Source organism: Veillonella parvula (assembly GCF_036456085.1).
Taxonomy (GTDB): domain Bacteria; phylum Bacillota; class Negativicutes; order Veillonellales; family Veillonellaceae; genus Veillonella; species Veillonella parvula_E.
Genome location: NZ_CP138632.1, coordinates 34165 through 46414, shown reverse-complemented (window position 1 = coordinate 46414; position 12250 = coordinate 34165). Strand labels below are relative to the sequence as shown.

At 40.4% G+C, this 12250-nt stretch carries 5 protein-coding genes; all 5 read right to left on the bottom strand.

Features of this window, described 5'->3' with window-relative positions; all coding sequences use genetic code 11:
- Positions 1 to 18: 18 nt before the first annotated feature.
- A complete protein-coding gene (locus tag PK1910_RS00175; RefSeq protein WP_331298972.1) occupies positions 19 to 819 on the bottom strand; it encodes an energy transducer TonB in 801 nt (266 codons plus the stop codon).
- A gap of 2 nt (positions 820 to 821) precedes the next feature.
- The gene (locus tag PK1910_RS00170; RefSeq protein WP_004698605.1) at positions 822 to 1229 is read right to left on the bottom strand and encodes an ExbD/TolR family protein; all 408 of its coding nucleotides are present in this window, start codon (positions 1227 to 1229) and stop codon (positions 822 to 824) included.
- Between the two features lie 2 nt (positions 1230 to 1231).
- Complete coding sequence (locus PK1910_RS00165; protein WP_004696674.1) at positions 1232 to 1849, bottom strand: MotA/TolQ/ExbB proton channel family protein; 618 nt, start codon at positions 1847 to 1849, stop codon at positions 1232 to 1234.
- Between the two features lie 35 nt (positions 1850 to 1884).
- On the bottom strand, positions 1885 to 6963 hold the full coding sequence (locus tag PK1910_RS00160) for a TonB-dependent receptor plug domain-containing protein (protein ID WP_287511351.1): 5079 nt from the start codon (positions 6961 to 6963) through the stop codon (positions 1885 to 1887).
- 186 nt (positions 6964 to 7149) lie between these two features.
- Positions 7150 to 12171, bottom strand: coding sequence for a TonB-dependent receptor plug domain-containing protein (locus PK1910_RS00155; RefSeq protein ID WP_331298970.1), 5022 nt, complete (start codon positions 12169 to 12171; stop codon positions 7150 to 7152).
- Positions 12172 to 12250: the final 79 nt, after the last annotated feature.

Sequence of the window (12250 nt, the reverse complement as noted above, 5' to 3'; positions counted from 1 at the left end):
TTTATTACTTAGATATATTTATTCTTCTTCATCTTCGCCATCGGCCTGTACTACAAAGTGTACAGGAACTTCTACTGGTTGTATATCCCCTGTTTCATTTGGATACGGAGTCGCTCGTCGCACTGCATCAAGAGCCGCTTCTACAAATATCTCATCCCCACCACTAGTTGGATATACGTCTATTAAATTACCATTAGTATCTAATTTAGCCATTACATTAATTGTAACATCTACGTTCATTTTACGCTTAATAGCCGCATAAGGAATTTGTTTTTGGCTATCTACAGCTGCATAAAAGCCCTCTACATTGAACGCTGCTTTACCTGTACCATGACCATCACCTTCACCGGTACCATCACCTGTACCAGTACCATGGCCTCTACCATCACCAACGCCAGTGCCTTCGCCGGTACCATGACCACCACCAGAACCGCCACCAGATCCAGGGCCTGTGCCACCAACAGCGGAATTATCACCGGATGTATTGCCTTTATTTTCGCTTGCTTTAGCTGCCACATCTACTGCATCAGGAATATCTGTTGCGGTAGATGGTTCAACATTTGCTACAACAGCCTTTGTTCTTGCCGCTACTTCATCTACTGACAATGGTTTAGGGAACAGATCGGCTCTGTTGCCTCCACCACCAGCATGTCCACTGCCACCATCATCGAGCACACTTTGTGTGAGGTCGATTTCATAGGTATCCATTTCTTGAATGGCTGGAACCACTACAAAAAAGATTACAGCAATAAAGAGAGCAATAAGATGAACTACGGCGGATATAATGGCTGCTTTTTTCCATGATATGCCTAGTCCCATAGTTATCCTTTCTGTTCAGCTGCAATAGCTAAGCGTTTAACGCCAGATTGTTTTAACATGTCCATGATTGCTACTACTTGACCATGAGCCGCTCGTTTATCAGCTTGTAAGATAACACTAGCATTAGGGTTTTCTTGGATACGTTGTTTTACCATTGCCTCAGCATCGTCAATGCTCATTGGCTTGTTATCAATCGTAATATGACCCTCTGCATCTAATGTTAGAACCACTGGTAATTGAGCCGGTGCAGAAGCACTAGTAGCCTGTGGTAATTGTACAGACAAGGCTTTTTGAGCCACTGTTTGCAAGCTGTTCATCATGAAGAATACCAACAAGAAGAAAATGATATCAATCATTGGAATAATCATGAATTCCGGCTTAGTTTTCATACGAAAGCTTTGCAAGTTCATAACTATTTCCACCCTTCTCGTTTAGCTGTAACAATATTTACACACATATTTTCAATTTGGTTAATAATGGAATCCAAACGATGACTAAAGATTGTGTATACGATAAACGCCATTATGGCCACACATAAGCCAGATGCTGTGGCGATAAGAGCCTCACCTACACCACCAGTAATGGCAGATGCACCCGCACCGGAGTCAAGGATACTGAAAGAACCAATCATACCTGTTACTGTACCAAGTAAGCCCAATAATGGAGAGATTGTAACTGTTGCACTTAAGTAGTCCATATATTTTCGGAAGCCAACTGCATCAACCCCCATTTGATCAGCAAAGGCTGTCTTCATTGCTTCTTCACTAGAATCATTTTTTAAACCTGCTTCCGCAATACGACTTGCAATAGAAGGGTTCTCTTTAATGACTTTATCGATTTCATCCCAACGTTGTAGTTTTGCAAATTCATTTACTGCATGAGTTACAACAAATGTTTTGCCTGCATACTTACGATAGAAGAAAGCACGTTCTGCAGCTATAGCGATAACCATGAAAGACAAGAGTAACAATGGATACATTACATACCCACCACTATGAAATAAGTGAATGACATAATTTAAATTTTCCATATTTGTAACCTTTCTGCCTGTTTACAGACTGAGCATTAGAACCTATAGGTCCCTTGAATTCGTGTATAATCGCCTAACTTAAAGCTTTCACTACCATATAAAGTATCTCGTTTATTAGTGCCCTTCGCATCAAATGTATAGAATGCTTCAAGGAGCAAGTCCTTACGCGGTACATAACCGGCACCAAATGTAAAGCTACGAACACCATCTAAATAACGATCAGGTACTGCGCCCGTACCATTGCCACCGAAGAAGGAACCATGTTCAAAGTATTTGTAATCGATGAACGCATTCCAAGATTTCGGAACATCTAGATCAGCACGCCCAATATCTAGACGAGCCATCCAGAAGTGTGGTGTACCGCCCATTTGGTGACCTTTTAGAGTAAAGTCTGCTGTGCCACGTTCATGTTGATATACGGTATTACCATTGAGGTAACGTCCTAGGTTAGAACGGTTTTGACCATAATCAACCGTAACAGCTGCATTAGCACCAAGTTGATACTTAGCACCGATACCAAATACATGAGCTACATTGGAGAAGCTGTATTCATCATTACTGTTTCCATTAGCATTTAAATATGTATGTGTTTTACCGCCAAAGGAACGTAAGTACCAAGCTTGTAAACCAAGACGAGCACCAATTTGTTTCTTGTATTGAATAAATGCGGCCTTATCGATGGCTGGTACAGTATCTTTTTCAAGAACTACACCTTCTGTTCTGATCAAGTTGCCAATGACCTTACCAATTGCTTCGCGTGGTAATTTATTTTCAGACTCTGCATCATGTACAACATTTTCAAGATTATACATATAGTTATACATAGCATTTGGCATGCCCCAACCATAATAAGAACCACCTTCACCATAATCGTTATAGGACATTGTAAAGTTCTTCTTATATAAGGCATCTTTAGCATCATAATCGCTAAATACGTATTTACCACTATCATATTTATAAGTCTTAGCACCTAAGAAACCAGTAAGTTCGTAATCACTAGATGGTTGACCATAGTAATCATAGGATCTCTTAAATGTACCATCAGCTTGTTTTACCCAAACCTCATCAAGTGAACCATTATTATAATTCTTCCAATTATCTGTGGCATTATATTTAGCAATTTCTGAAATGGATTGATTAATCTCATTACCATGTTTATCAACATAACTCTTAGGGTTTACCAAAGCTTCTTTATTATCAGTAGGTACGATAAGTCCTTTAGCCTTATCTTTTAGATATTCAGGGTATAACGGAGAGTTCACATTATACATAAGATCACCAGTCTTATAGAGTTTTTCCCCTGTTTTCTTATTAGTAATTTCGTACATTGTATATCCACCAGATGGAATATCGAGGGAGAATTTCTTCTCAGCCATCTCTTTAGGATATGCTTTTGTAAGAATATCTTGTAAACGACTCATAACTTGAGCTTGTTTTTGTTGTGTTTCTGCTAACTTAGCATTAGCCTTTTCAATTTCTTGATCGCGGTTTGGATTACTCCAATTTAGATTTAATGTAGCCTTATAAGCTTCATATTCATCTTGCAAATCTTTAAGCTGTTGATAGAAATAAAGGCTATTAGTCTTGCCTTTATAAGTCGAATCATAAATGCCATTAGGACTATCTGGTGCTGCCGGAGCATCAGAATCTTTTCTTTCACCATCTGAACCAGATTTTGTAGCACTGTTGATATCATATGGATAATCATCACGATTGATACCAATCAATTCAGCTGCTGTTGGTGGTCTAAAGATAACTTTATGCACTGCATGTGTATATGCAGAATCAGTGATACCTGTACTATGTTTGAAAGTACCAACACCAATACGAACTTGAGAATCATGGCCATTCCAAACAGCACGAACACCATCATATGATTGACCAAACCAGTAGCCACTAACGCCCATAGACTCAGTTAAACGCCCTACGGATACGTCCCATTTCTTAACGCGTCTTGTAAGATCAACTGTATCAAGTCGTTGATGGTTGAGACCTTTGGAATCAGATTTTGTCCAGCTTGTATCTACTCCACTCATGCCACTCATGCTACCGATAACTTTGAGGTTTGTGAACTCATTGAGTCGAGCATCAAATCCAAGGCGTAAGCGTTGTTCAAAACTATGACGATTAGCATCGTACATATTGGCTTTTGCAGAACCGATGGCAGAGTTTGCTCTAAATGGAGATTGCGGTCTATTAGAACCATCATGTGCCATCCAACGCGCTCTATAGTCGCCAACCATTGTAATACCACGTTCTTTAGTAGTATCAAAATCAGAACGAATAAAGTCAGTTAAACGAACTACATCAGCTACGTTTTGTACACCAGATTCAGAATTTACCACTTCACCATTAGCTACATTAGCACCTGTAGCATTAACGTTTGCACCATGCTTAGTTTTACCGATGGCCGTAGTTTTACTACCATCGCCACCACCAAATTTAAGGTTAACACCCATGCGGTATACGCGTTCTTGTGTAGCACGATCATCATCGCGATGGTTAAAGATATTGTTGATACCGAAATACATCATGGCATTTTTATTGAAACGTTTTTGAATCATTACATTCCAAATGCCAAATGTTTTCTTTTCATACATTTGTTTCTTATAAACGCCTGCATCACCAGACAAGATATCTGGCCAGTAGTTACCGCCGTTATTAAGAGTATTACTATCAAGCATATTGATATAGTAATCACCCCAGATGGAGCCATTCCAACCGGATTTAGGATTATCATAAGTAATGCCAATATCAACTTTGTGCATTGGTTTATCCAATAATTGACGTGGCATGGATGGATCGCTTTTGTTAATGGCGTGTAAATATGTATAACCTAATTTACCAGACCAATATTTGCCGAATTTTTGCTGTACTTCCGCTTGCAACCCTGTAATTTCAGCTTTACCAATATTTTTAAAGCTGTAAATCATATCCGGTGCACGTTGGTATTTCGCATCACCTTTAAGATATGGTGCGAAGTCCATAAAATCACCAGTGAAGTATACAGACATATAGTTCTTAATACGGTTATGGAATACACCTACGCGTGCATATGTATTTTTATTTTCACCTTCCAAGCTCATGTCGAAATTGACTGATTTTTCTGGTTTTAAATTAGGATTGCCAGCCCAATACCAACCGAGTTTTGCTACCCCAATCCCTACAGGGTTAGAAGCATACATTTCCCAGTTATACCACAATTCGCCCATACCAGGTTCTGTATAACCAGTACCTACATTGGCTTTAAATCTGCGATGTGTATTACCCTTAACGTTATATGTCATCCCCAAGGATGCAGATACGTTAGAACCAAACAAGCTACTATTATCAAAACGCACAATTGGAGACAATGTTAAATTCTTATTGACTTGCCATGTATCAGAAATATAAGCGTTTATTTTACGAATCGTACCACTACCAGTAGTCAAGCGTTGGTCGCGATTACGGTACTCTTCCAAGAAAGCCTTACCATTTAGCTTAGGCGCTTTCTTACGCATTTCTGGATCGTTAGACTCACCATATTTAAAATAGTCACCTACGATGTTTGCACGATGTGCCGCCATTTCAGGATTTTCCGATTTCAACCGATTTTCCAAAGCATAATATCGCTTCTTAAATTCATCCGTTACGGGTTGATTATTCGGCGATGTGCTTGACCATTCACTAAGTCTGCTTTCCGATAAACCATAATTCACATAATCATCGTACGTAATGCCCGGCTTTTGTGCCTTTGTTTCAGCCCCATAGTATTCATAATCCATATCCCATTGCGGCATGCCGCCACCGGAATTAATGAATTTATAGTCATGGATGTGAGAGTAAACTTTAATACTATTATCGCCTTTACGTCGCACGAGACGATCAAGGCGGTCTACTAACAAGCTTTTATCGTAATCCCATGGATCAATGTACATCGTACTTGTATTAGGAGAACTCTTTAAGCGACTACCAGAACCTTCTTCACGAGCATAGCTAACACCATAGCTTAGCAAATGATTTTTATTGACTTGCGTATTTGCATTGACTCGAATATCTAATTGACGATGATCGATGTTATCGATATAACGCAACTCATTAGAGCCTTCATAAGCGGAACGACCTGTATAGTTAATGAGGGCGACGTCATTTTCTTTAATACGAGAGTAATTAGTTTCTACAGTCCAGTCACTCTTTCCAGCTCTAGAGGACCATTGCAAGTTAGCTGTATTACGATCTGCGGTACGTTTGAAGTGTTGTTGTGGCTCTAAGTCGGAGTCGGAATGCTTAACATCGCGCACAAGATCTTCTGTGTACCGATTAAGTCGCAATTCCACCTTGTTTTTATCATTTGCCTCGTAGGTCGCTACAAGACCGATATCTGCCGCATCACCATAGTAACGAAGTACATTTGGCTTGAAGTTATGTTTTGCATAATCAAAGGCCATCCCAGAGGCACGCCGTTTAACAGATGCTAGAACAGGCATAAGATCTCGTTTACTACCTGATAAACCAACCTTTAATTTGCCCATTTGACCAGAATCGGCACGAATGAAGAAGTTTTGGAATGGAAACACATCGCCATCGCTCTTACGACGCATGCCTTCAGCATTAAATTGTACGGATGGTTTCTTTTGTGCTTTTTTAGTGATGATATTAACTACACCACCTACTGCATCGGATCCGTATTTAGCACTAGCCGCACCTTGAATAACTTCAATTCTCTCTACGTTCTCTGTGCCCAAACGTTGTACTTCATCTGCCGCACCAGAGTACTTATCAAAATCACCTAGCACTGGTTGACCATCTACGAGGATGAGAGTGTGACGCGCTTCTGCACCGCGAATGGACACGCCAACACGTCCCATAGCATCAACTGTTCTAGATACACCTGTTTGTGTAAAAATAATATCTTCGACGGACTTCGCCTGTTTCTTTTCAATCTCTTTCTTGGTAATGATTTGCACTTGCTGTGAGTTCAATTTTGCTTCTTCTTCTGCCCATGTGCCTTTCACATGAACAACATCTGTAGTGACAGTCGCATTATCTGCCCAAACCACTAGAGGCGCGCTAAGCCACAAGGCAACTGCACTAGACAGGATTATGGTACGCTTTGTATGTCCCCACCGGTTCATTGTGCCCTCCTAAACTTATAACTAAACATATGTCTTGTATCTCCCACACAAAAATTAAAAAGATACACTTCACTAACATATAATGACATTGAATATCATTCACATTTTAATGTTAGCAAAGTGTATCTTGCATATCTACTCCGAATAGACCAAAAATATACGTTTCGGACAAATCGGACATAATTTTTAGAATTTATACGTCATTTGGAAACGAGTATAATTCCCAAGTTTGAAGTTTTCAGATCCATATAAGGTATCTCGTTTATTAATCCCTTTAGCATCAAATGTATAGAATGCTTGTAAAAGAAGATCTTTAGTTGGCACATAGCCACCACCAAAGGTAAAGCTCTTAATACCATCCAAGTAACGGTCAGGTACAGCCTCTGTGCCATTGCCGCCGAAGAAGGAGCCATGAGCAAAGTATTTATAGTCCACATAGGCATTCCAAGAGCCAGGTTTATTCATATCAACGCGGCCAACATCAAAGCGCAATGCCCAAAAATGAGGTACACCACCTATATCACGCCCCTTGATATCGAATTGAGCAGATCCAGCCTTATGGTCATAATGAGTATTGCCATTCATGAAGCGACCAAAGTCACTACGGTTTTGTCCATAGTCAAAGGAAATACTTACATTATGATTTAATTGATACTTAGCTCCAACACCGAAAATATTAGCCATATTGTTGAATTCATGCGCTTCTGTAGCATTACCATTCGCCGTATAGAAGCGATAGTCACTACCGCCAAAGGAGCGCAAATACCAAGCAGCTAAACCAAGTCGAGGTGTTACCATATGTTTAATTTGAACATAGGCAGCCTTTTCAATTGGTGGAATTGTATCCCGCTCCAATACGACACCTATTGAAGGAATAACAGCACCTGTATATTTTCCTAACGCCTCTCTCGGCAAACGACTGTTGCCGTCCGCTTTTTCAAGCATTCGAGCCAAGCTATTAAAGTACGAAGCTATCATAGAAGGATAATAGGCACTTCCTTTTACGTTAATAAGACCGGACGTGCCGGAGTCGTTAATATCAACGACATTTGCCTTATAAATAGACTCGTCCAGCCCGTCAAAGGCATTATCTTCAAATTTCATCGTATATGGATTATTACCGAAACTATAGGTTGCTATATCTTTCGCCTTGGCACGATACGCCTCTACGATAGCCGCCTTATTCTGATTGTACCAATTTGAAATAAACGTTTTTCCACCATTGGAAAGAACAGTGGTATCACTCAACTTCATTTCAAACAATGGGTTTTTCTTATCAAGCCCAATCGTTCCCGGTGCTATTTTCTGAGTGAAAGTACGTTCGTCTTCATACCATTGTTCATCATCTTCATCATAGTATCGCGATTTATAAGAATACGTTACTGACACATCAGGCATCTTAATCGATACAGTCTGTTTAGCCGCATCCACACCATAAGCTTTCACCGCGATCTCTTGCATCCGGCGCAACACATCAAACTGCGCAGCTCGCAACGGTTCCCGTTCTTTCGCCACACGAGCTTCCACATCCGGCAAAGATGCTTCCAACTTTGCCAACTCCGCTTTTAATGGAGCCAGTTGATCCGCGGACATGCCGTCAATAAATTCTTTAGACCAGATATCGGAAGTCATATCGTCGATTTTCTTCTTTAATGTACCTACCTCCGCATCTAAGATGCCTTCCTTATCGCGCAAGGCTTTTAATTGCTGGTAGAAATTAATAGTATTCCCTGCGTTTGGTACGATGAGTTCCTTATTGGCACCGTCCGAATCCATAGTAACACCTAAGAATTCCTCTACCGTTGGAACCCGTTTAAAATGCGTATAAATAGCATGAGTATAAGCACTGTCGCTAATTCCCGTACTATGTTTAAAGGTCCCCACACCGATACGGACTTGAGTATTCTTATTCGTCCAAACACTACGAAGGCCGTCATATTCTTTATTAAACCAATAACCTGTAACCCCCATAGATTCAGTAATACGACCAACACTATGATCCCATTTAGAACCGTGATGTGTTACATCTAGTTCTTCGAGACGTTGATGATTAAAACCTTTAGAGCCTTCTGTTTCATGACTGCTATCTACACCAGCTTGGCCAGAAGCACTACCCACAACACGTACATTCGTATTATCGTTAATACGAGCATCGACACCGACACGTATACGTTGATTCAAGCCATGTTCCTTGCGGTCCGCCAGATTCTTTGCGGCCTCGTCGGATACGTAACTTGTAGCAGTCACCCGCGTAGCAGGACGATCAGATCCAAGATGACTGTCATTACGTACACGATAATCACCTACAAGTTCCATACCTCGTTTTCTGTCTGTATCGAAAGGACGCGTAATAAAATCCTGCAGCATAACCGGAGGTAACGATTCAAACTGCTCCTTCGTAAGTTTCGTTTTACTTTCACCTGAACCAAAACCGAATTTCATATTTAATCCGATACGATATACTCGAGCCGATAAAGCCCGATCATCATCACGATGATTAAAGAGATTATCAATACCGAAATAGATTCGTGAATCCTTATCAATCTTCTTTTGAATCATCAAATTCCATATGCCATAAGTTTTATGTTCATACATATCGGCGGTTTTTCTATTATTCAAATTATATCTGATAACGGAACGATCGGAATTATTAGGATCAATATAAGATACCATATAATTACCGCCACCAGACAAGGAGTTACTATCCAGCATATGAATATAATAATCTCCCCACAGACTACCGCTCCATCCGCTAGCCTTATCCTCAAAATCCACACCGATATCCACTTTATGACGAGGTTTATCCAGTAATTCACGAGGCATATCTTTATCGCTCTTATTAAGCGCTCGTAAATACGTATATCCCAAACGGGCTTTCCAGTGTTTATTCAAAGTTTGTTTAACTTCAAATTGAAGTCCCGTAATTTGGGCCTTGCCGATATTACGGAAACTGTAAATCATATCTGGTGCATGAGCAAATTTCGCCGCTCCATATGTGGTAGATTCATCATACTGAGGATAAAAATCCATCAAATATCCCGTATTGTAAATCGACATATAATTCCGAATATTATTGTGAAATACGGTTACTTTACCATAGGTATTTTTATTTTCCCCTTCCAAAGAAAGATCGAAATTCATGGATTTCTCTGGTTTAAGGTTCGGATTTCCAACCCAATACCAACCTAATCGGGCTTCACCGCCACCGATTGTGGCATTTGTAATATTCGGGCCATACATTTCCCAGTTATAATACAGCTCGCCCATACCGGGTTCCGTATAGCTGGTACCCACATTAGCCTTTAATCTGCGGTGTACATTTCCATGTACATTGTGAGTCATGCCGAAATTAAAAGACCAGTTAGAGCCGAATAAATCACTATGATCCAGTCTTATAATTGGTGATAAAGTAGTATTTTTATTAACCTGCCACGTATCCTGAATAAAGAAATTCTGTTTTTTGATTTCCGCACGTCCTGCGGTCTGTTGATTAACGCGTTTTAAATATTCTTCTTTAAAATAAGCTCCGTTTAATTTCAACTTCGTAGAATCAAAATCCGGTACGGCGCCATAGTAAAAGCTCGGTAAATAGGCATCATAAAGTGCTGGATAATACTTACCGTTTTCATCTTTTCGGCCCTCCTTATTAAAATGATAGTCTTCAATAAATTCTTTATTCTCCGCTAATAAACGTTTAGCAAACTGCTGATATCGCGCATAAGCTTCAGGATTCCGTTTTTTCAGCGTACGCTCCGTCACGGGGCCATCCACAAGCCCCATTACGGCCGCCGAATCAATTCCCGCCTGAGGATCCAAATATTGAAGATATTCTTCGTAAGTAAATTCTGGCAATGTATTTGGCTTACTTTTATCCCCGTTATACCATTCTTTCTCCTTATTCCACTGCTCTACACCAGCGTCGTTTTTTCTGAAAGAATGGTCATAAATTGTGGATGAAGGAACACCGTTTTTTACAGCTAGACTTTTATCGTAATCCCAGGGATCGATATGCCGTTTATAGGTATGAGGCGCATTTTTAAGTCTGCTACCTTCGCCTGTCTCCCGTATAAACCCAATACCATAAGACAAGAGATGTTTCTTATTGACTTGCGTGTCTGCCCCGAGTGTTACGCTCCATTGACGATGATCTACATTATCCACATAGTTTAATGTATTTTTCCCTTCGTAGGTACTATTTCCATAGTCACTGGTTAATGTTACATCATCTTCTTTGGTCCGCGTATAATTCAGTTCCGCTTTCCACGAACTCTTATTATCCTGACCAGTATACGTCAAATTAAGATTATTCCTGTCTAAATCCCGTTTATAATGAACCTGAGGTTCCAAATAAGAAGTACTGCGCTTTACATACCGTTCTAAGTCCTCATTATACCGATCGATGCGAATTCCCAAAGACTGCTTATCATTAATATCATACGTAGCGGCCAAACCTATATTGGAATTTGTACCGTAATATCGTAGGGAATTCTTTAAAAACCCGTGATCTTCATCATTGGTCATAGCGCTGATACGACGCCGCTCGCTAGCATAAATAGGCATAATATCACGTTTACTACCGTGAATATTAACTTTTAACTTACCTAATGAGCCGGAATCAGCGCGCATAAAGAAATTGGAAAACGGTACGATATCACCGTCGCCTTTAGTTCTACGACCTTCCCCATTAAACTGAAGGCCAGCGGTCTTACGCGGTTTATTGGTAATAACATTGATAACACCACCGATGGCATCGGATCCGTATTTAGCACTGGCTGCACCTTGGATAATTTCTATACGTTCCACATTTTCTGTACCGAGACGTTGTAATTCATCACCAGCACCTTGATATTTGGCAAGGTCGCCCATCACAGGCTGTCCATCCACAAGAATCAAGGTATGACGAGGATCCGCTCCACGGATAGATACGCCGACGCGCCCCATCGAATCGACGGTTCTAGATACGCCAGTTTCGGAAAATACAATATCTTCTACGGATTTTGCCTGCTTTTTGACAATATCCTTCTTCGTGATAATCGTCGTCTGTTGAGACTCTTGTTTTGCCTGCTCTTCAGCCCATGTACCGCGAACATGAACCACATCGGTTGTTACAGTCGCATTGTCCGCCATAACCACCGGCATTTGCAACCAGCACGCTACTGCGCAGGATAGTATGACATATCTCCTTGCCCGCACCCAACTCCTATTCATTAAATTTCCTCCACACATATATTTAACCATGCATATAAAAATACACTTTACCACTATAACCAAATGACATTGAAAATCA